General features: G+C 64.8%; 13 protein-coding genes. 7 read left to right on the top strand and 6 right to left on the bottom strand.

The genetic code is table 11. From position 1 onward, the window contains the following. Positions 1 to 74: 74 nt before the first annotated feature. Together AC1DRO_RS11675 and AC1DRO_RS11670 are read left to right on the top strand one after the other, a co-directional pair. Positions 75 to 1,142: a ParA family protein gene (locus tag AC1DRO_RS11675; RefSeq protein ID WP_275450894.1), complete on the top strand. Its 1,068-nt coding sequence runs from the start codon at positions 75 to 77 to the stop codon at positions 1,140 to 1,142. Between the two features lie 67 nt (positions 1,143 to 1,209). Beyond that, entirely contained in the window at positions 1,210 to 2,484 is a 1,275-nt protein-coding gene (locus tag AC1DRO_RS11670; protein WP_476950928.1) for a ParB/RepB/Spo0J family partition protein, read from the top strand. Positions 2,485 to 8,999: 6,515 nt separating this feature from the next. Here the strand turns inward: AC1DRO_RS11670 and trxA are convergent. The 5 genes from trxA to AC1DRO_RS11645 all read right to left on the bottom strand — a co-directional run bounded on the left by trxA (position 9,000) and on the right by AC1DRO_RS11645 (position 14,998). Then, positions 9,000 to 9,326 carry a thioredoxin gene (gene trxA, locus AC1DRO_RS11665; RefSeq protein ID WP_018775302.1) on the bottom strand — a complete coding sequence of 109 codons (327 nt, stop codon included), beginning with the start codon at positions 9,324 to 9,326 and terminating at the stop codon, positions 9,000 to 9,002. 37 nt (positions 9,327 to 9,363) lie between these two features. Next, the gene (trxB, locus tag AC1DRO_RS11660; protein WP_476950927.1) at positions 9,364 to 10,320 is read right to left on the bottom strand and encodes a thioredoxin-disulfide reductase; all 957 of its coding nucleotides are present in this window, start codon (positions 10,318 to 10,320) and stop codon (positions 9,364 to 9,366) included. Positions 10,321 to 10,592: 272 nt separating this feature from the next. Then, positions 10,593 to 12,155 (bottom strand): ABC transporter substrate-binding protein, encoded by a 1,563-nt coding sequence (locus AC1DRO_RS11655; protein WP_476950926.1) that lies wholly within the window; start codon positions 12,153 to 12,155, stop codon positions 10,593 to 10,595. 171 nt (positions 12,156 to 12,326) lie between these two features. Beyond that, positions 12,327 to 14,387 (bottom strand): murein biosynthesis integral membrane protein MurJ, encoded by a 2,061-nt coding sequence (murJ, locus tag AC1DRO_RS11650; RefSeq protein ID WP_476950925.1) that lies wholly within the window; start codon positions 14,385 to 14,387, stop codon positions 12,327 to 12,329. 62 nt (positions 14,388 to 14,449) lie between these two features. Further along, complete coding sequence (locus tag AC1DRO_RS11645) at positions 14,450 to 14,998, bottom strand: NUDIX hydrolase (RefSeq protein ID WP_231386393.1); 549 nt, start codon at positions 14,996 to 14,998, stop codon at positions 14,450 to 14,452. A 171-nt stretch (positions 14,999 to 15,169) separates the two neighbouring features. Between AC1DRO_RS11645 and AC1DRO_RS11640 the strand changes: the two genes are divergently transcribed. The 5 genes from AC1DRO_RS11640 to AC1DRO_RS11620 all read left to right on the top strand — a co-directional run bounded on the left by AC1DRO_RS11640 (position 15,170) and on the right by AC1DRO_RS11620 (position 21,318). Next, positions 15,170 to 16,648 (top strand): CCA tRNA nucleotidyltransferase, encoded by a 1,479-nt coding sequence (locus tag AC1DRO_RS11640; protein WP_476950924.1) that lies wholly within the window; start codon positions 15,170 to 15,172, stop codon positions 16,646 to 16,648. Then, on the top strand, positions 16,649 to 17,233 hold the full coding sequence (locus AC1DRO_RS11635) for a histidine phosphatase family protein (RefSeq protein WP_028277661.1): 585 nt from the start codon (positions 16,649 to 16,651) through the stop codon (positions 17,231 to 17,233). Between the two features lie 755 nt (positions 17,234 to 17,988). Beyond that, positions 17,989 to 18,123 carry a hypothetical protein gene (locus AC1DRO_RS11630; protein WP_476950923.1) on the top strand — a complete coding sequence of 45 codons (135 nt, stop codon included), beginning with the start codon at positions 17,989 to 17,991 and terminating at the stop codon, positions 18,121 to 18,123. Between the two features lie 271 nt (positions 18,124 to 18,394). Then, the gene (locus tag AC1DRO_RS11625) at positions 18,395 to 19,873 is read left to right on the top strand and encodes a glycosyltransferase family 87 protein (protein WP_476951023.1); all 1,479 of its coding nucleotides are present in this window, start codon (positions 18,395 to 18,397) and stop codon (positions 19,871 to 19,873) included. Next, entirely contained in the window at positions 19,870 to 21,318 is a 1,449-nt protein-coding gene (locus AC1DRO_RS11620; protein WP_476950922.1) for a phytoene desaturase family protein, read from the top strand. Before AC1DRO_RS11625 ends, AC1DRO_RS11620 begins: the two co-directional genes overlap by 4 nt. 10 nt (positions 21,319 to 21,328) lie before the next feature. Here AC1DRO_RS11620 and AC1DRO_RS11615 read toward each other — a convergent pair whose 3' ends face one another. Next, the gene (locus AC1DRO_RS11615) at positions 21,329 to 22,057 is read right to left on the bottom strand and encodes an ABC transporter ATP-binding protein (protein WP_476950921.1); all 729 of its coding nucleotides are present in this window, start codon (positions 22,055 to 22,057) and stop codon (positions 21,329 to 21,331) included. Positions 22,058 to 22,080: the final 23 nt, after the last annotated feature.

Here is a 22,080-nt window from a genome sequence, read left to right as displayed (position 1 = left end):
GCCCGGGGAGTCTGAGGGGAAGAGGTTAGGCTAGTAACCGGCAGTAAGAGCCGAATGAGAGTGAGCGTGTCATAGTGAGCAGTAGCGAAGCCTCCACACAACGGATCCCGCCGTTTGTGTCCCTGGGGTCCGCACGGGCGTTTACGGCTCCTGCAGTAGCTTTTGACTACTCCGGAAATCACACGGCTTCAGTTGCGAAGACGACCGGGATGGCCGGTGTTTCACGTGAAACATCCCTTCCGCACACGGGGAACGTGCTGGATTCCATCGACGATTCCAGTCCCATCGCCCGCGAACTCGCGCACGAAAACAAGCGCCGCGAGCGGTTGCTCGGCCGGCAGCTCCCCAAACCGGAGAAAACCCGGATCTTCACCGTTTCCAACCAGAAGGGCGGCGTCGGCAAGACCACGACGACCGTGAACATTGCCGCCGCGCTGGCGGCCGCTGGCCTGAACGTGCTCGTCATCGACATCGATCCGCAGGGCAACGCTTCCACCGCCTTGGGAATCGAGCACCACGCCGATGTCGACAGCATCTACGATGTGCTGATCAATGATGTCCCGCTGAAGGACGTCGTGGCCCCGTGCCCCGACATCGACAACCTGATCTGTGCGCCCGCCACCATCCACCTTGCCGGTGCCGAAATTGAACTCGTTAGCCTGGTGGCCCGCGAGCAGCGGCTGCGCCGCGCAATCGATGTGTACTCCAAGGAGCGCGCCAAGAATGGCGAGGAGCGCCTGGACTACATCTTCATCGACTGCCCGCCGAGCCTCGGGCTCCTGACCGTAAATGCGTTCTGCGCGGCAGGCGAAGTCCTTATCCCGATCCAGTGCGAGTACTACGCCCTCGAAGGCCTCAGCCAGCTCCTGAAGAACATTGAGATGATCCAGAAGCACCTGAACGCTGATCTGGTTGTGTCCACGATTCTGCTGACCATGTATGACGGCCGCACCAACCTCGCCGCCCAGGTGGCAGCCGAGGTCCGGGAGCACTTCCCGAAGCAGGTGCTCGGCGCTGTGGTGCCGAGGTCGGTCCGTATTTCCGAGGCGCCGAGCTACCAGCAAACTGTCATGACGTATGATCCTTCTTCCAGCGGTGCCCTGTCCTACCTGGAAGCCGCCGCGGAAATCGCGGAACGTTAGAATCTTTCAAGAATTGCACTAACCAGAGCCAGGTGAATCCCGGCTCTTCCACTGGAGGGATTTATCCATGAGCGATAAGCGACGCGGCCTCGGCCGTGGACTTGGCGCACTCATTCCAAGTTCCGCCGCGGCAAACGTCTCCGGAAACGGTGCTGCCCCATCCCGGCCCGTGGACCTCTTCTTCCCTGAAGCCCGAAAAAAGACCTCCGACGCCGAGCCGCACCCCGACGCAAACGCCACGCGGGACAAGGAGCCGAAGTCCACACCGCTCAAGGCCGACGATTCCGCTGATTTCACGGTTGACACCACGGAAACCGGCAGCGCCGGTGCCGAAGCCGACGTTGCTGCCGATAAAGCCGACGCAGCTGCCACCGTCGTGACCAAGAAAACTCCCGCTCGAAAGTCGGCTGCCTCCAAGTCGGCGCCCGCTGCTGCCAAGGCGGCCGCGTCTGACGCCGGCGAACAGCTGACGTTTGACTCCACGCCCGAGCGCGGCGACGAGGGAACTGTTGACCTCGTAGAGGTGCCCGGAGTCAGGTTCGCCGAAATCCCGGTCACGGACATCCATCCCAACCGCAAGCAGCCCCGCTCGGTCTTCGATGAGGATGACATGGCGGAGCTGGTGCACTCCGTGCGGGAAATTGGCGTCCTCCAGCCAATTGTGGTCCGTACCTCAACCGAAGAGGGTGGCGAACCCTATGAGCTCGTCATGGGTGAGCGACGGTGGCGTGCAGTACAGGCCGCGGGCCTGGAAACTATCCCGGCGATTGTCCGTGACACCACCGATGACGACCTCCTTCGCGACGCGCTGCTGGAGAACCTGCACCGCAGCCAGCTGAATCCCCTCGAAGAGGCGGCGGCCTACCAGCAGCTGCTCGAGGACTTCGGCACCACGCACGAGCAGTTGGCGGACCGGATTGGGCGTTCGCGGCCCCAGGTTTCCAACACCTTGCGCCTGCTGAAGCTGCCCCCGCTGGTGCAGCGCCGGGTCGCGGCAAATGTCATCTCCGCAGGGCATGCCCGAGCACTCCTGGCACTTCCTGACGCCGCGGCCATGGAACGCCTGGCGCAGAAGATTGTTTCAGAGGGCATGTCGGTCCGAGCGACCGAAGAAGCCGTGACCCTGTATCAGAGCCCCGCCTCGCCGGCCAAGAACAACATCCCGCGGGCGGGAGCGCGCCACGAGCGACTGGACTACCTGGCGTCGTCGCTGTCTGACCGCCTCGATACTAATGTCAAGATTTCGCTTGGTGCCCGCAAGGGGCGTGTCAGCATTGAGTTCGCCAGCGTCGAGGACCTGAACCGCATCATGGATGTCCTCACGCCGGGAGCGCCAAACTAGGTCGCGACTGGCTGAGTTCTCCGGGAGGGTCTGTTTCACGTGAAACAGACCCTCCCTTTTTGTCTCTACCGATGCTGCAGGTGTGCCGGCGGATTCGGTGGTGCCGAGTTCGGCGCTGCCGTGTGCGCGGCTGCCGGAGTTCGCCACTGTTTACGAGTACGGAGCTGCGACACCGGTGGCGCCGAGAACCTCCGGGTGACTCTCTCGCTTTCGTCCTGGCCCGGGGCTCTCGAGGGTTGCGGCTGCGGGCGTGGGACCGACGCAGCGCCGTGGTCTTTCTGTAGAAATTGTCAGTCTCGGCTCTGCTTCGGCGAGACCGAGGGACACGTGCGGAACGACGGGCTGGTACTGAGCAGGCGGTATCCCAGACTGGGACGAAGCTTCCTGCTGAGCATCCTGTTGAAGAGTCGATGGATTTCCGGTGGCCGTACCGTCCACTCTGTTGCGCTTCGTCGGTGGAGCTTCTGATTCCATGGAACGGCTACGCCGAGTGAAATGGCGGCTGTACAGTTCTCCTTTATGCGGAAAGGCCCCTCTCTCCTTTATGCGGAAGGGGCCCCTCCCTGTCGATGCCGCTGCGATCGCGCTTTTCAGCGACAGCCATCTTCGCCACCTTCCAGAGCTCAATGAACAGCTGAGATGGAATGGTCCATCAATGTTTCACGTGAAACGGGAGCGCGCATCTGCGCCTTGCCCCATCGAACGCCTTGCTGGCTGGTCGCCCGGGTGAGGACGCAAAAGGGCAGAAGAATCCGGCCACCGGCTGGAGACCGATGCGCTGTCGTCACTCCGGCAGCTGGACTGCGTCCCCGTCCATGCAAGTCTGCCTGCGACGTGGCGATCCGGCGCTGCGATTGCGCCGTCCATGGTCATGGCAATGCCGGTGGACTGGGATGCCGAGCGAATGCCGTCGTTTCGACCAAGGGTCCACCGTCTGCGTCATGACGGTTCAGCCTCCCCTTGAAGGGGGTCGGCCCGCAGCTATGGCCAAACTTTTCCTGGCGGTCGGGCCGGCCGCGGGTGCGATATGCGACCACATTCATCCATGCCGGTGCGAAGCAGGGGAAACGGCTCACTACGGCGCGGCTGCTGCGTGGCGACGGTGCAAGCTCGCCGCAGCCACAGCCGAACCTCGGAGCGACTGTTGTACCGTTGCCAGTCTCTGCGGGGTCACCCGCTCCTGTGCGCCGCTGAAAGTGCCATACGGCGCCGCTGCTGCGTTGGGTGGCCGCGTGGTTGACTGAGGGAAGGCGAAGCCGACTGGAGCGCAGCTGAAGCCTTGCACGCCTTGAGATGCCCTGATGCGGCACTGTCCGCTCCTGGCAGAGGCCCGCGGCACTCTCCCGCTGCTTACGATCACGGGCCGTGAAGGCACCCTCCGTGAAGGAAAATTGAAGTGGGTGAACCCTAAGTTCGTGCAGAGGCCGGCAGGCTGGTCAGCTACGTGCTTCGTCGGGTTCGGCGATGGATTTGTAGGCCGTTCCGGTGGTTACGGTTGAAGTAGGCGTCCGACACGCGCCTCGAAACGAACCCTGGACAGAGGTATCGATGCGGGCGTGGACGAAGGTCGGGACAAGGGCGACGGTGCAGACCTGGACGCCGAGCTTGGCGTGCAGATCGGGACGAGGGCGACGGTGCAGGCCGGACGCCGACCTTGGCGCGGGAATGGACGCGGGCCGTGATAGGGAGGGTGATCTGGCGTCGGTGCCGCAGAAAGTAGGTGGTCTCGATCGCGTGGGCAGAGGCCTCTTGTGGGACTGTGACAGCGGAAGCTGACCAGAGTTGCCTCCCTTTTGCGGATGTCTGCGTCCTTCGACTCCCCGCCGGTTTGCTGTTCACCCCCCTTTCACTGGGTTGCCCCCGCGTCCTAGGTTCCGGATTCAGTACTTGATTGTGCCTGTCAGTTTGCCGGGACCCGGGCAACCGGAACGGGGCCCTGACACGCATCCTCCCCACCCCGGTAGCCGGGTGCCATGACCGCCAACGTACTGCTGCAGTCCCGTCGCCGCATCCAGCCGTAACCATGCGCCATGTGGCATGCCGGCGTGCGAAGCATGCCTGATCTCCCTGAGGGCCCCGGCGGGCGTGCTGTTCCTGTCGCATTCTTCAGCTTCCTCCGGCGAGCCCGACGCCTTATCCAATGGCCGAGATGGCCCTGTGTGGGGCTTTCCCGGCACCCCGGACACGGCACCCCTCATCCGGAATCGCGCACCGGACACCTGGGGCCCCCACACTCTGCCGCTGCCGGCGCCTGCCGGCTTGCCGGTACCCGCTTGATGAGAGTGCAGCGCAGGTCCTGTACTGCTGCACATCGGTGACCCTGCTGCAGAGTGGTTGGAAGGAGTCCTTCAGCAGGAGCTCAGGCCACGCGACGCACCCGCGAGAAGGGAAGCGTAGCCCACGTGAAGTAGGGCCGGGGTCGTACCGATTAGTCCCAGGCGTCAACTACGCCTTCCCTGCGGATTCTATCTGGCCGGAACTGTCGGGGTGGTTCTTGTGTGGGCATCCAGCCAGCACCAGAGGGAAGCTGCCGAGCTGCTGCATGTCCAACTACACGGCTACCCGGGCCGGGTCCGCTCCCCCGGACCAGCGTGTTTCGGGCGGCCAGGTTCGTCTCCCCCGGGCACCAGGGCGCAGTTGCCTGTAGGATCCAATCCGCTGACCGCGCCGGACCCGTAAGTTGGTGCAGCAACCGGAGGGATTCAAACCGCAAAGAAAGGAAGGCAGGCATCCGGGCCAGTCTGATTGGGTTCGGGACTTGTGCTTGCGGGTGTCAACTGTGCCGGCACGACCGGGCCGACCGCTTTTTGCAGTCCGGCGCCTCCCTCATGCGAATCCCCAAGTCGACCGGCAATGCTTCAGTCGGAACAGGACCAGTGCTGTCCCAATGCAAACAACGCATGGCAAACACACGGTCGACGAGCCTCTTCGTGTCTGCATCGGCCAACGGACACGGCGGGTCCGCGGACCGGCGTGGAAAGATGATCGGCCAGACAGGCCCTGCGAGGGCGTGAGGCCCGACAGGGACTCCGAGCTCAGAGAGAATGTGAGCTGCCCGGCAAAGCTCATCGAGTCCGGCGGGTGCTGTCGTCGCATCTTGGCACGGCAAGGCGATCCCTGGACGTGGGATGGAAGAGTTCCTTGGGGTAACGGCTCCGCTCCCCTGGTTCTCTTGAGGTCCGCCTGGCGCTGTGGAACAAGCTGGCTTCGGTCGGCGCGTCGGGCGATGCAAGGGCACGCTGGCCGTCCCGGCGCTCGACGGGTTTGGTTCGACCCACGTGGATTTGCAGTTCCCGGCCGCCTTGGGATGACACGTCCGGAGAGCACTTCACTGCAGGTCAAGGGTGCATCCAGGCGGGATTCGTGTGGCCGTTCCCGGCTCGGATTTTAGCCAGCGGCCGGTGGATGGGGCGGTGGATAGAGCGGTGGATATTGCTGTGGATAACTTTGTGGATTAGTGACTGTTGCAGCCCGTTCGTGACGCCAGATTCTTGGGCGAGCTGTCGTCGTGACAACGGCCCCGAACGTCCTTTCAGGGCTCCCAGTCCGTTTCACGTGAAACATGATCATGGTGTTCAGCGACGATGGTCGAAGCGTTCGCGAAGATGTACTAAATCGACGTTCTATGGTTAATTTTACGGCGATATACGCTCTCTGCCGTATTGCGAGCCGGAGTTCTTAATCGGCGTCCAGGACACGCCTCTGGCACGGTGGGTGGCTGGTCAGACAGCCAGTTCGGAGGGGCGACCGCCCTCGGCGGCCCACTAGGAAAGGGCATGTGAATAATCTCTCAGAGCCTGTGGATAACGGTGTGAATAACTTCTGTGGAGAAACTCGTGGATATCGAGTGAGCTCCGGATTCTGTGGCCGCTGGACGGGCCGGAAATGCGCTTGTATCGGCCGCCGCTGACCTTCGCCTGGCGCCCAGGATGCCGGTCGTGATGGCTCGTGTATTGACAGTCGGAAGGCATGCACGGTGTCACTATGAGTGTGGCGATTTGCGGACAGATGCCGAGGGCTCGAAGCACATCCATAACGGGCAGCGGCGGTTGCGACGCCTGCCGGGGCGGGGGCAGGTTCGTGGCTGGACCTGGGTGTCCTCGGTCTGGCCGCCATGGAGTCGAACCTGCTGCGCCGCGACTGGCAGAGCAGGGGTCCCAACCTTCATGAGAACAAGCCTTCATGAGAACAGGCGCGCGATCTTCTTGTTCCGCGAATATCGAATTGGCCCACCTCGGGGACACAGGAGCCGGCTCAATCCGCTCCCCTCTAGAGCGGAATAGGGGCGCCCGGCTGCAGACAGCACAGGAGTTTGGGCAAGCTCAATGCAGCTTGAGTGGTGCCTGAGACCGAAGCGGGCCGGGGCGGAGAGAGTGGGCATTGTTCAGCTGGGACAAGATCATGCCGCGCGCCGAACGGGGATGGTGTTTGATGAACCGATCAGCCCACGAACTGTGAACAGGCACTGCGCGTTTGACCCTGGCTGCCGCCGGAGGGTCCCTGGACAGGAACCCTGGAGAAGAGGAGCCTGGCCTCGGGCAAGGCGAATTGGACGCGGACCGGAGGCGCAGAGGAGCAGAGGAGCAACTGTCGAGACGCGCCATGAATTGAATAAGGTGGGGGCCTAACCGGTGGAATCGCCTCAGGGCCGGGCCCTGTGTTTGGTCGGTTGCCCCATGGAATGCAGGTCCGGACCGTGCGTCCTGCGGCACGCAGAGTGCGGGAACTCCGCCGGCGGTAACAGCGGCGGGGCGTGTTCATTCGCTGACTGACTGCCGCAGCGATCCGATATTGATCGTCGGTTCGCTCTCAAATCAGACAACATAGGCCCTTGGTCGTAGGCGGGCGGCCGAGAGCGCACATGAGCACTCTGCCCCATGCTCCGGCCTGAGCTCAAGCAAGTTCACTCGCCCGTTCTGGGGCGTACTGCGCGCCGCTTCAGAGGCACCCAGGTTCGCATGTCCACACACGCGGCGGCTCGCCGAGACCTGAAGGGGCTGCCGGCAGTACCCCCATCGTGGCTACGGAGGTGAGTCTGGGTCTGCCTCGCTGCAGGCTGTTTCTGCTCCGGTGTGATGTTTCACGTGAAACCAGGCATTCCGGAGATGCTGGGACGGGGGTCGGATCCGATGATCTGCCCGAAATCCTGTCTGGTGTGCAGAAGTTGGGTCGCAGCCGGCGGTGCCTCAGCAAGCGTTGGGCCAGGAATGATGGCGGTCACCGGCACACACAAACGACCTTAGGGTCGCTCAGCCAAGGATGTGCCGTGTCCTTTTAGCAGGGAGACAAAGGCCATCAGGCGCAGCTTTGCGTCCCACCGACCTCCCTCCCTGGGGAATTGGGCACGCTGAGGCGAGACCCCAATATTTTATCTAAGAATCAACTATCATGTCGCTTCGGGTTGCGATTTATGGGTTGCCACCATGGGTGTTTCACGTGAAACATCAGTACGGCGGATGCGGGCGGAAGTATTCGGCGCTCTCGTGATGACCCTTCCAGTTTCACGTGAAACGTCGGGAGCCCGGAGGTTGGCGGGACAATTCGGCAGCCTGCGACGTACACACCTGTTTCACGTGAAACAGGTGTCCGAACCGGCCGGTCGCTGCAGCTGGTAGCGACCGGCAGGCGCTGATCGCCGTTCTTGAAAAAGGGACGAATATGTGTCGGTGTGACAGTCAAGTGCACTCGTGGTCATCCGTCGCCGAGTACAATTTCGCCTCGGACCCTGGCGGCCCCCACCCCTCCCTAAGCCCGTGGCGGACATGCAGGAGCGGTCATGGCGTGTTGCGCTGACGCGGGGGCTGCCCAATTTCGGGGGGGCAGTGGGGGTACGGCGCCGCCCTTACGGCAGTATCGGTGGATGCCCTCCCGTCACAAGACCGGATTCCTGGTATGAGCGCGGCCTCCACCCTCGACTCCCCTGCGGTGGACAAAGAGTATTTGGAGCGCATCTAGAGTCCGGACTCATCCCCAAAGCCGCCTCAAATTTGCTAACCATTCAAGAATTGGATGTTTCACGTGAAACACCATTGTGTGACGTTACGTATGGCGCTTTGGCGGAATGTGGGTCACCCACTCGGGAATATGGGCGACACGTCGCCCAGCGGTGACCACGAAGGCAACGGAAATCGAGTGGGATGTCCTGACCGGAAACCGTTCTCTTCTATGCGCGGGCGCACACCGCGCAGCAACTGCTAAGTGGGTTGTCGCGATCATCATGTTTCACGTGAAACAAGGCAGTGGTGTCCCCTACGCAACGGCCAAACACCTTCCGTGCCTGTCAGCACGAATAGCAGTTCGCCGGCCGAGGGATGGCCCATTCCACAAGCCGGCAGTAGCCAAGAGAATTGTCAGCCAGCAGACAAAAAACAATGCAGATAGACAGCCACTCAAGGTTGCAACAACGGTTATGGCAGATCTATGGCGTGTCCGCCCAGCCCTACTCCCCCACCGATGGCCTTGGAGCACAACAAAAAAGTGGCCCCCGCCAGAAGCGGGGGCCACTTTCGGTCAGCCTAGGACAGTACGTCCGCAAATTCCTTCTCGAAGAACTGCTTGGGCCGGGCGCCGATCACGGTGCTCTTGACCTCGCCGCCCTGGAACAGGTAGACGGCAGGGATGGAGGTGATGCCGTACTCGGCAGCGATGGCCGGGTTGTCGTCAACGTTCACCTTGACCACATCAACCTTCTCGCTGTATTCGACCGAAATCTCATCAAGAATCGGACCGAGCTTGCGGCAGGGACCGCACCATTCGGCCCAGAAATCGACAATGACGGGCTTCTCGGAGGCCAGTACATCAGTGCTGAAGCTGGCGTCCGTTACGTCTTTTGCGTTGCTCATAACCTTTGTCTCTCTTCCGTTGGTTGCTGCGCGCCGTTTAGGCGTGGAAATCTGCGAGGTAGTGCTCGACGTCGAGTGCCGCCACGCACCCGGAACCGGAGGCGGTGATGGCCTGGCGGTAGGTCGGATCAATGACGTCGCCGGCAGCGAAGACGCCCTGGACGCTGGTCTTCGAGGTGCGGCCGTCCACGGCGATGGTTCCCTCTGCGGTCAGCTCGAGTTTGCCCTTGACCAGATCGGTGCGGGGATCGTTGCCGATTGCCACGAACACTCCGGTTACGGACAGTTCGGATTCCGTGCCGTCCACCAGGTTCTTCAACCGCAGTGCGGTGACCTTGTCCTGTCCCAACACGTCTTCCACACCGGTGTTCCACACAAAGTTGATCTTCTCGTGGGCCAAGGCGCGGTCAGCCATGATCTTTGAAGCGCGGAGGGTATCGCGGCGGTGGACGACCGTGACGGACTTGGCGAACTTGGTGAGGAACAGGGCCTCTTCCATGGCCGAGTCGCCGCCACCGATGACGGCAATGTCCTGATCCTTGAAGAAGAAACCGTCGCAGGTTGCACACCAGCTCACACCGTGGCCCGAAAGCCTCTTCTCGTTCGGCAAGCCGAGCTCGCGATAGGCCGAGCCGGTGGAAAGAATGATGGAACGGGCCTTGAAGGTCTCCCCCGTGCCGATGGTGACGGTCTTGACGTCGCCGTCGAGGTCCAAATCGGTGACGTCCTCAAACTGGATCTCCGTGCCGAAACGGGCGGCCTGCTTCTCGAAGTTCTCCATCAGGTCCGGGCCCATGATGCCGTCGGGGAACCCTGGGTAGTTCTCCACGTCCGTAGTGTTCATCAGTTCGCCGCCGGCCGTAACCGAGCCTGCCAGGAGCAGCGGCTTCAAGTTCGCGCGCGCCGTGTACACCGCTGCGGTGTAGCCCGCCGGGCCGGAGCCGACGATGATGACATCACGTACTTCGGAGGCAGTGTTTTCTGCGTTGCTCACTGAACGGTGAACCTCTTCCTTTGTCGATGCGCCCGCCTCGATGGCCGGCCACATGGCACAACTATTGCCGGGCATTGAATATTCCGGCCGAAATGGGCGTCACGGAGCAACACCACTACTCAGGGTACCGGTTTGCCGGGGCCGGGGCCGGAGACGGCCCAGGATTACCGGCCCGCGGGCGGGCACGGCCCTGACGGCGCAACGGCGGCCTTAGAGCGCAGCCGCAGCCTCACGGCGCAACGCAGCAGCGCAACGGCGGCCGCGCAGGGCCGCTACTGGACTTTGATTTCGGCCAGGCGCAGGCCGTACCCATAGCGGGTCTTGGGTGCGGCCAGCTTCGGAAGCTTCTTGATGGACACGATCACGTACTGCGCCGTGACGGGTTCAGACAGCGGCATGGTCAGGTCCGGTGACGTAAAGCTGTTGCTGCCAATCTGCTTTGCACCGTCCAGGGTCGGCTTGTCATTGGTGAAGACGCTGATGTTGCCACCCGAGGCCCCCAACTGGCTCAGAGTGACGGAGGAGACCTTGGAAGGGTCCTGCAGCTTGACCACGAGCGGAACTTCGGAGGCGAGTCCGCCCCAGTCGTCCGTCGCGAATTCCATGTCTGACCAGAAGCTCGCGCCGTTCCCGTCAAAAGTCTTGACGAGGTCGGAGTCGTAATTTCCGGCGAAATCGAAATTGCCGAGTCGCGTCACGTCTTCGATGACGGGTGGTCCGGCCGCCGGCGCCTCGGTGGCGGTCGACGACGGCTGCGCGGTGGACGGTTCCGGTGCGCTGGAGGAGGCGGAGGTTACGGCGTTGGTCTGCGGGCTGCTCTTGAAGAGGCTGCCAAGGTTGGTAACCGCGAAGATCAGGCCCACCACCAGCACGGCAGCCAGGAGCCCGCCGACCAGCCAGCGCATGGAACGCGGCTCCCGGTTGGGCTCGTCCTCGTCTTCGTACTCGTACTCGTCCTCATCCTGGTCGACGGCGGCCCGGGCGGAGGCGGGGAAGTTGCCCGGAGCCCGATCCGCGGAGTCGAAGCCGGCAGCTGCCACTCCGGCAGCCGCAGCTGCGCCGCCGTGGTGCTCTCCGCCGCGCTGATCGTCACCGGCGTAGTCGTCGTCGGACCACAAGGAAACTTTTGGTGCCGCGGCGGGTGCCGGCTGCTGCGCTGCCGGTTCGGCCTGGCGGGGCGCGCCGCCGTTCTGGACGGGCTGCGGCGCCGTTGAATGCGCCGCCGCCTCCTGCGGTGCGGCTGTGGGGGCTTTGGGTGCCCTGGCCGCGGCAGCCCCGGCTGCTGCCGCGACGCCTGCCGCGGCGGCAGGAGCGGACGCGGGCCGCGACGGTACTCCCGCGGGCGGCGCCGCCGGAGAAACCGGCGGCTGTGCGTTTGTGCCCTGGGCCTGGCCATAGTTGATGTACCCGGCGTCGACTTCCTCGTCGTCGTACAGCCCGTCGTAGGTTTCGGGTTCGTGGGAGCGGGCCTGCCCGAAGATCTCGCTGCCCAGCGTGTCCGTGAAGAAGGGTTCGACGTACGGCGGGTTTGAAGAGACCACAAGATCCAGCAGATCCGCCGCCGAGGTGTGGTTGGTGATCAGGTACGTGGTGGCATCGCTGACGCCAAGATCGAGGATCTGCACGTTGCCGGGGCGTTCGCCCGTTGCCACTTCACGGGCGCTTTGGGCCACCTGGTCGGCGTTGCCCGGGCCTGCGACGAGGATGCTCACGGGGCGGTTGAGCACCTGGTCCACACCGTCCAGCACCAGATCCTGGTCATGTGAGGTCAGTACGGTGGCAGTGACCTTGTAGCGGCCACCGAGTACTGATCCGACATCGATCGGGTGGGACACGGGCTCCTCCTAGACTGTCCGGGACCTGCCGACGTGGTCACTCCGAGAGCGACCGTGTGCCCTCCGGTAAGCCGGTTGACCGCTGGTCCGCAACTTCCCTTGTTAGTCTTCGATCCTAGCCGATGCTCTGTCCAGGCCGCGTGAGCACGGCAGTTCGAAACGGAGCCGGGATCATTTTTTCTTTTTCCCGCCAAACGGGAAGTAGGGGTTGTGGCCGGCCGGGCCCTGGTAGGTGCGGCGGCCCGGCAGGGGAACATCGCCCTTGCCCAAGCCGCCCTGCGCGGTGCTGGGGAGGTCTTCTGCCGGCAGGTAACCGCCCTCCGGGCCCGCGGGACGGCCGTAAGGGAACGAGTCCTCTTCCCGGATGTCGGGACCGGCACGGAACGATTCGGCGTCGAACCCGCCGGAAATTCGCGGAATCAGGCCCGTATCCACCGAGACGGTGGCCCGTTCCGGTGCCCTCCGGACCTCCGCCGCGCCGCCTGCCTGCGGCTCGATGCCCGGCTCGGCGGTGCGGCGCCGGAGCCGCCCAAGCAGCGGCTGCAGGAGGTCCTGAAGCTCGGTGACCCGGAAGAGCTTCAGCAGCAGGAAGTAGGCGGCCAGCATGACGGGACCGACGACGACGATCGTCACCAGAGCGGCGATCCGGTTGCTCCAGGCGTAGCCGTCCGGGTTGTAGCTGCCCAGCATCCACAGGGCCACGGCTCCGGCCAGGGCCGAACCGAGGGCCGCATAGCCCATCCGGATATAGGAGCTGGCAATGCGGGGCCCGTCCAGGTGGCCCAGGAGCCGGCGCAGGAAGGTTGCGCTGACGATCACGGAGAGGATGTTGCCGCCGGTGTAGAGGATGGCGATGGCGAAGATAATCTGATCGAACGGCAGGAACTGGATGGCGAATGCGGCCGCCACGTTGACCAGCGCCAGGACCAGCTGGATGAAGAACGGGGTCCGGGCGTCCTCGTTGGCGTAGAACACGCGCGACATCATAAAGTTGGCGCTCATGAAGGGGGTGCTGAGGGCCAGGATGGTGAGGGTCTGGGCAAGCATGACGCCGTCCAGGCGCACGTCGCCGGAGAAGAACATGCCCAGCGGCCCGGCCAGCGCGAAGAGCGCCAGCGCACCGAAGACGGTGGCCACGGCCATGGTCCGCAGCCCGTGGGAGAGCGCGTTGCGCAGCGCGGCCCGGTCTCCGTCCTGGGACGCCCGGGTCATCCGGTTGAACAGTACGGTGGCCAGCGACAGGGCGATGATGGAGTGTGGCAGCAGGTACAGCTGGCTGGCCACCTCCAGCACGGCGTTGCCCGGAATGAAGGCCGCCGCGGGGTCCCCCGCTTGTTGGAGACGGGCCCGTTCCGCGCCCGGAATCGTGGCGATGCGCATGACGTAAAGGAAGGCCAACTGCCCGACGGCGGCTGTCGCCAGGGTCCAGACGCTCAGCTTTGCGGCATGGCCCAGCCCGACCCCGCGCCAGCCGAAGCGCGGCCGCAGCCCCAGCCGGAGCCTGAACACGGGAATGAGCAGGACGGCAGTCTGCGTGACGACGCCGATCGTGGAGAACCCCGCCACGAGGATGGTCTGCAAGGATCCCCAGTTTTCGATCGTGTGGGGATTGACGGCGTTGGCGCCCATGATGGCGATGAACATGCCCAGTCCGGCGATTGCCACGACGTTGTTCACGATCGGCGCCCACATCGCGGGCCCGAAGGCTCCGTGGGCGTTCAGGACCTGGGTCAGCAGGGCGTAGAGGCCGTAAAAGAAAATCTGCGGAAGGCACCAGAACGCGAACGACACCGCGAGGGCCTTCTGCTGCGGCGAGTAGCCCTGGGTGGTCAGTTGAATGACAGTGGGTGCCAGCAGCGTGACCAGCAGCGTGAGTACCAGCAGCACCAGGACCGCCAGCGTCAGCAGCCTGCTGATGTAGTCCGCACCCTTGTCCGGCGCCTTGCTGGCCTTGATGATCTGCGGCACCAGAACAGCATTGAACACCCCGCCGGCCACCAGCAGGAAGATCAGGTTGGGGAGGTTGTTGGCATTGATGAAGGTGTCATTGACGGAGGAGCCCAGGCCCAGGGCGGCGGCCAGCATCCAGGTCTTGGCGAAGCCCAGGAAACGCGAAACGAGGGTTCCGGCGGCCATGATGGCGCTGGAACGGGCTTCTCCGGATTGGGCAGCTTTGGAATCGGCGGGGCCGGAGGGTACGGGGGCGGGTTTGGCTGATGACATCGTCTTCATCGTCTCACCCGCGCGGGGCATTAGTCGCTATCAAAGGACGTGACGGGCCGCACCGGCGGCCTTCAGCGGTCTTCCGGCAGGACTTCTTTGGCCAGATCCGCGATGCGGCGTTCGTTGGGGAAGGACAGCTTGCGCGCCAGCTCCTGGATCGGAACCCACGCGACGTCCACGGCTTCCTTGTCCGGATCGTTTTCGATGGTGAGTTCCCCGCCGGTGGCCCGCAACAGGTAGTGGTGCACGGTCTTGTGGACGCGGTGCCCGCTCACGGTGAACCAGTAGTCGATGCTTCCCAGCGGTGCCAGGATCTTGCCTTCGATCCCGGTTTCCTCGGCGATCTCGCGGACCGCGGCTTCCTCGTTGCTTTCCTTGCCTTCCGGGTGGCCCTTCGGCAGGCACCACTCGAGACGTCCGCCGCGGTTAAGGCGCGCGATGATCGCTACCCGCAGGTCGGCGTCGGACATGTCCACCACGACGCCGCCGGCGGAGATTTCCTCAACAGTGGGCAGGGAGGCGTGGCCCGTGTGCTGGACAGGCGCGACGTTGGCACCTATTGCCGACGGCAACGGTGCGTTTGTCCTCCTGCCGGGAGCGCTCGGTACGGGATGGGCCATGAGGTCCACTCTAACGACTCTTGCCCGCTGTTGATGACCTAAACATGGCCGGAAAGTAGACGGCCGGGAAAGTCGGCCCGCGCCGGTTCGTGCGCTATCGTGACGAACCCGCCGGATCCTTGAGGGTTCCGGTGTGGTGCTGGCGCGGTTTTCTGACAAGCTTAAGTAACTATGGCGCACGCACATCACAAGACTGACTCCCACACCGTTTCTTTCCAGGTAGATCCGGTGGTTCTGGAGCTGGGGCAGCGCTTCGTCGACGCCGGCCACGAGCTGTCCCTGGTGGGCGGGCCCGTCCGTGACCTTTTTCTTGGCCGGGTCTCGCCCGACCTGGACTTCACCACTGACGCCACTCCGGACCAGACGGTTGCCCTGATCAAGAAATGGGCGGACAACTACTGGGAGATCGGGCGCGCCTTCGGCACCATCGGGATGCGCAAGGACGACTTCCAGATCGAAATCACCACCTACCGGGCCGACGCCTACGATCCGGAGTCCCGCAAGCCGTTAGTGGCCTTCGGAACATCCCTGACGGATGACCTGTTGCGGCGGGACTTCACGATCAACGCCATGGCCCTGCGGCTGCCCGTGCTGGAGCTCGTCGATCCTTTCGGCGGTGTCCGCGACCTGCACGCCTCGATCCTGAACACACCCGGGCCGCCGGAAACGTCCTTCTCCGACGACCCCCTGCGCATGATGCGCGCCGCGAGGTTCGCGGCCCAACTAGGGGTGTCGCTGCACCCCGACGTCCGCGAGGGCATGGTCCGGATGGCGGAACGGATCAGCATCATCTCGGCCGAACGCGTGCGCGATGAACTGATCAAGCTCATCTGCGCCGCTCAGCCGCGGGCCGGCGTGGACCTGCTGGTCGATACCGGACTCGCGGACCTGGTCCTGCCGGAAGTCTCGGCCCTGCGCCTGGAATCCGATGAACACCACCGCCACAAGGACGTCTACCAGCACTCGCTGCAGGTGCTGGAACAGGCAGCAGCGCTGGAGTCGAAGGCGGACGGCCCGGTTCCCGGCCCGGACTTTGTGTTGCGGTTCGCGGCGCTGATGCACGACGTCGGCAAGCCGGCCACGCGCCGCTTTGAACCGGGCGGCGCAGTGAGCTTCCGCCACCACGACATGGTGGGCGCCAAGCTGACTGCCAAGCGCATGAAGGCGCTGCGCTTCGACAACGACACGATCAAGGCCGTGGCCAGGCTTGTGGAGCTGCACATGCGCTTCTACGGCTACGGTGAGGCCGGCTGGAGCGATTCCGCGGTCCGCCGCTACATCACCGACGCCGGTCCCCTCCTGGAGCGCCTGCACCGGCTCACCCGCTCCGATGTCACCACGCGGAACCAGCGCAAGGCGGACCGGCTGTCCTTCGCCTACGACGACCTCGAGGACAGGATTGCGGCGCTGCGGGAGCAGGAGTCCCTCGACGCCGTCCGCCCGGACCTGGACGGCGGCCAGATTATGGCGCTGCTTGGTCTCAAGCCCGGTCCCGTGGTGGGCCGCGCCTACAAATTCCTGCTGGAAGAACGCATGGAGCATGGCCCGCTCGATCCCGCCGTCGCCGAATCCCGCCTGCGGGACTGGTGGGCGGCACAGCCCGAGGCGGCGCCCGCCGGCGCCGAACTTTCCACCACTGAGGAGTCCTAAGTGATTGCACCATCCAATGGCCCCCGCCCCCAACTGTGGATCCTGCGGCACGGTGAAACAGAATGGTCCAAGAGCGGGCAGTACACCGGTCTCACGGACATGCCCCTCACGGTGGAGGGCGAGCAGCAGGCCGTGGAGGCGCGCAGGGTGCTCGAGACCGTCGACTTCGACCTCGTACTGACCTCACCCCTGCGCCGCGCCCGCCGGACCGCCGAACTCGCCGGCTACCCCGACGCCCAGTTGGAGCCGCTGGCGGTGGAATGGGACTACGGCGACTACGAGGGCATCAGCTCGGACCTCATCCGCAAGGACAACCCCGAATACCTGATCTGGACGCACGGCGTGCCCAATGGTGAAGCGCTCGACGACGTCGCCGCCCGCGCGGACAAGATCGTGGCCCGGGTGCTCGAATCGGGCCTGGACAACGTGCTGATCGTCGCGCACGGGCATTTCTCCCGCATCCTGACCGCCCGGTGGCTCGGATTGGACCCCCGCGAGGGCCGGCATTTCGTGTTGGGGACCGCCAAAGTCTGCACACTGGGATGGGATAAGAAGACACCGGCAATCGTGCGCTGGGGACTCTAAAACCGGTTTCTAAAACAAAGTCAAAAAAAGTTTATGAATTCGGTAGGCAACTGCCGTATTCGTAGTGTATTTTTATTTCTGACCCCAAGGCGACTTGCCGGAGTCACGGCGCGCGTCGCCCGGCCAGTCAGCCGGAGCCACGGCAGAACAGAAAAGGAGGTTGGGAAAATGATGATTACTTTGACTAGCGGATGGATGTACTCCACCACCGCCAACCCGGCCTCGTTCGCTGAGCCGCGCCCAAATGTCGGACTGACTGTTTCCTGACCGCGTTCCCGTCCCAGGCAACGCAGCTTGGGGCCCGCGGCAGTTGGCCTTCTTCAACGGAAAGCCCAATGACGGCAGCCTGATCAGGCGGAACCACGCGGTTGCACAGCCTCCCCATAGTTCGGAACCCAGCTTCTTGTTGGGGTTTCAGCGCTACCGCGTCCAGGGGCCATTCTCCATCGAATAACTTTTTCCGCTCCGGAATTCCGGCCTAAATTAAGGCCGGGGATTTCCGGGCTAATTGGCACGCCCGGAACCGGCTATTCGAATTCCTTGCATCTAGGGCTCTATTTGTCGCGCCCAAAAATCGGCCGCCCGTTTCATCCGCCCATTCCTGCTGCCTCCTGGTCGCGACCATTGAGCCCAGGCGGCGCAATCCCCCACGAACGAAAGGTCCCTGTGACTACCGCAACCACCGCTCCAGCCCACCGCACAGCCCTGCCGCCACCCGGGCACGCCGATCGAGTCCCCGAGGGGAGGTAAGAACCATGATGAACAAGCTCTATACGGTCCTGTTCCGAAAGCTGGCCCGCAGGGAGTCGACACGCTTCAACGGCCAGCTCCTGGACCAAAAGCGGGACGACACGTTCCTCGCCATGCATCAGGCCGGCCTGATTCGCTGACGCCCTGATCTGCTGACGGCCGGACAGTTCCGCCACCGCCGCATGGACTAATCCCGTGCAGGGGCGAAGGCCGTTACCGGCAGGACTGTCCGCAGCGAAGGAGGACCTGATGACTGACATTGGAACCGATCCCAGGGAGCCCGTGCGTCGCCGCACGGGCTCCCCCTTTAAGCGTCCCTTCATGGCCCGCCGTTGTGGCGGCCTCCGATACGACGTGCCAGCGAAGACCGCGGGGCGGCATGGGTCAATGTCCCCCGGTAAGCTCAAGGTCATGCAGGAGACAAAGCCGCCGGAGCGTAAACGGGTCCGATTGGTCATCCCGAGCCGCAGCGACCCTTTTCTCCGAAACTTCACGGAACTGGTAGGCGGCCCTTTGGGCCACCGCTCGGCGCCCGGGATCGTTTCGCCGGGATTCTTTACGGTGGAACGTGTTCTGGTGATCCTCACTGTCCTCGCCGCCCTGGCCGGGATTCTGCTCAAGAACTTCTGCCGCACCAATGGCTGGGAAACACCCGGGCAGTTCTACGCCACGTGCTACTCGGACTTTCCGGAGCTGTTCCGCAACCGTGGCCTGGGCGATGGTGCCTTCCCCTTCATTACCCCGGGAAGCCTCTTCGAGTACCCCGTGCTGATGGGGTTGATCGCGGGTGCCACCGCACTTCTGGTGCCCGGCGCCGGCACCGACGATCCCCGCGTCCTTGGCTACTTCGACGTCAACGCCACCCTGATCGCCGCCGTCTGGATCATCACCGTGCTGGCCACGGCACGGACGAACCGCCGGCGGTCCTGGGACGCGGCGATGGTTGCCCTCGCCCCCGGCATTGTCCTGGCGGGCGTCATTAACTGGGACATGTGGGCCGTGTGCATGCTGGCTCTTGGCATGTACTTCTTTGCGCGTAACAAGCTCGTCCTCGCCGGGATCTTCATCGGCCTGGGCACGGCCACCAAGCTCTACCCGCTGTTGATCCTCGGCGCCGTCCTGCTGCTGGCGCTCCGGAGCGGGCGCATCCGGGCGCTGCTGATCACGGCCGGTGCCGCAACCGCGGCCTGGCTGGCGGTCAACGTCCCCGCAGCCGCGGCAAATCCGGACGGCTGGAAGTACTTCTACCAGTTCACGCAGGAGCGTCCGGCGGGCTACAGCTCGCCCTGGTTCGCCTACAACCTGGTGGCCGCCCGGCTGGGCTGGAATCCGCTTGAGGCCGCGGCCATCAACTCCCTGGCACTGGACCTGTTTCTCCTGGCCTGCATCCTGATTGCGGTCCTGGCACTGACGGCACCCCGCCGGCCGAGGATCGCGCAGCTGGCGTTCCTGATCGTGGCCGCGTTCATCCTGACCAACAAGGTGTACTCCCCCCAATTCGTGTTGTGGCTGATCCCCCTGATCGCCCTCGCCCGGCCCCGCTGGCGTGACTTCGTCATCTGGCAGGCCATCGAAGCGCTGCACTGGGGCGCCATCTGGATGTACCTCGGGCAGGCAACCAGCGGCGGCTCGACCCAGCACAACATCGATATGCCCTACTACGTCCTGGCCGTGGTTGCCCACATGCTCGCCACCGCGTACCTGATGGCGCGTATCGCCTGGGACATCTGGGATCCGTCCTGCGACGTGATCCGCCGCCACCGCATCGATGATCCGCATGGCGGCCCCTTCGACGGTGCCCCGGACTGGCTGCGGATTGATCTGCGCCGGCCCGCGGCGTCCCTGGTGCCGTGGCGGAAGAGTGCCGTGACCGAAAGCCACAGCGCATGACTGACGTCGCCGTCGTCGGTTCCGGCCCCAACGGGCTGGCCGCGGCGGTGACCATGGCGCGGGCCGGACTCAAAGTCCACGTGTTCGAGGCGGCCGCCACGCCCGGCGGAGGACTGCGCACCGCCGAACTGATGGAACCGGGCCACTTCCACGACGTCTGTTCGGCCGTGCACCCCATGGTTCTGGCCTCACCCTTTTTCCGCCGGTTCGAGCTGTCCAGGCGCGTGCCCCTGGAGGTGCCCGAGCTCTCGTACGGATCCCCGCTCGACGGCGGCCGCGCGGCGCTGGCCTACCGTTCCCTGGACCGCACCGTTGCCGAACTCGGGCGGGACGGCGCCGCCTACCGCCAGCTCATGGAGCCCCTCGTGCGGCGGGTGGAGGGCGTCGCGGACCTGACCCTGAACCAGCTGCTGCGGATTCCGGCAGATCCCCTGGCTGCCGCCGCGTTCGGCCTCCGGGCGCTCGAACAAGGCTCGGCGCTGTGGAATGCGAGGTTCAGCCAGGACCTGGCTCCCGCACTGCTGAGCGGCGTCGCCGCCCATGCCGTGGCGCCGCTGCCCTCGATCACCGCCGCCGGAGCCGGGCTGATGCTGGGCGCCCTGGGCCATGCCGGCGGCTGGCCGGTTCCGCGCGGCGGATCGGCCGCGATTGCCCGGGCGCTGACCGCTGACATCGAGGCCCATGGCGGGGTGGTCGAGACCGGCAGGCGGATCACATCGCTCGCGGAGCTGCCGCCGGCCCGGACCACGCTGCTGGATGTGGCACCACCCGCGCTGCTGCACCTGGCGGAGGGCCAGCTCCCGCCGCGCTATAGGAGCGCCCTGGCGTCCTTCCGCTTCGGGAACGCTTCCTGCAAGGTCGATTTCATCCTCTCCGGACCGGTGCCGTGGGCGGCACACGGGCTCGCCGATGCCGGGACGGTGCACGTGGGCGGCACCAGGGCGGAAACCGCCGAAGCGGAGCGCCTGGTCGCCTCGGGACGGCATCCGGACCGGCCCTACGTGCTGGTATCCCAGCCCTCGCGTTTTGATGCCGGCCGCGCGCCGGCCGGCCGGCACATCCTTTGGACCTATTGCCACGTTCCGGCCGGTTCCACCGTGGACATGAGCGATGCGGTCATGGCGCAACTTGAGCGCTTCGCGCCCGGGTTCCGGGATGTGGTGGTGCAGTTCAAGGTGACCACGGCCGCAGGGCTGGCGGCGTACGACGAGAACTTCGTCGGTGGGGACTTCGGCGCAGGCCGCATGGACCTTTGGGGCATGTTGCGGCGGCCGGTGCTGAGCCCGGTGCCCTGGCGGACGCCGCTGCCAGGGGTGTACTTGTGTTCGTCGTCGACCCCGCCCGGTCCCGGCGTCACCGGGATGCCCGGCTTCCACGCCGCCCGGCATGCCCTCAAGGACATGTTCGGTCTCGGGGTCCCGGACCTCGCATACCGGGTCCCCTAGCCGCTAGCCCCTAGCCCTGCCGCGGCGCCGCAGCGGCCGCCGTCGCCACCCTGGCGGACAGCCGTCCGTCGCGCATGCTCGCGACGGCGTCGGTGAGCGGCACGAAATCGGTGTCGTGGGTGACCATGACCGTTGCCGCGCTGAATTCGTCGGTGACCTGCCGCAGCAGCCGGATGATCGCTTCGCTGCGCTGGTGGTCCAGGGCGGCCGTCGGCTCGTCCACCAGCAGCACGGCAGGGTTGCCCATGAGTGCCCGGGCAATGTTGACGCGCTGGCGCTGTCCGCCGGAGAGCTGGTGCGGCCGTTTCGCCAGGGCATGCCCGAGGCCGACAAGGTCCAGCAGAGCCGCGGCGCGTTCCCCGGCCGCCCGAGCCGTCCCGCCGCGCAGGCGCTGGGTGATCACGAGCTGCTCCACCGCGGTGAGGGAGGGCAGGAGGTTGGGCTGCTGGAAGATGATGCCGATCTTGTCCCGCCGCAGTGCGGTGCGGCCGGAGTCGGGCAATCCGCCGGCGTCCTCGCCGTCGACCACCACCAGGCCGGCGGTGGGCCGGACCAGGGTGGCGGCGACGGCCAGCAGGGACGACTTGCCGGACCCCGAGGGGCCGATCAGGGACACGAATTCGCCTGCGTGCACCTTGAGGCTCACGGAGTCCAGGGCCTTGAGGGTGCCGTCTCCGTCCGGGTACTCCAGGGTAACGTTGACGAGGTTCAGGGCGGTGTTGTTCAGGGTTGAGTTCATGAGATATGCCTTTCTAGGAATAT

It is taken from the genome of Arthrobacter sp. P4_F11 (assembly GCF_056401395.1).
Note: the sequence above shows the minus strand (reverse complement) of the source record. Positions and strands in the feature narration are given on the sequence as shown.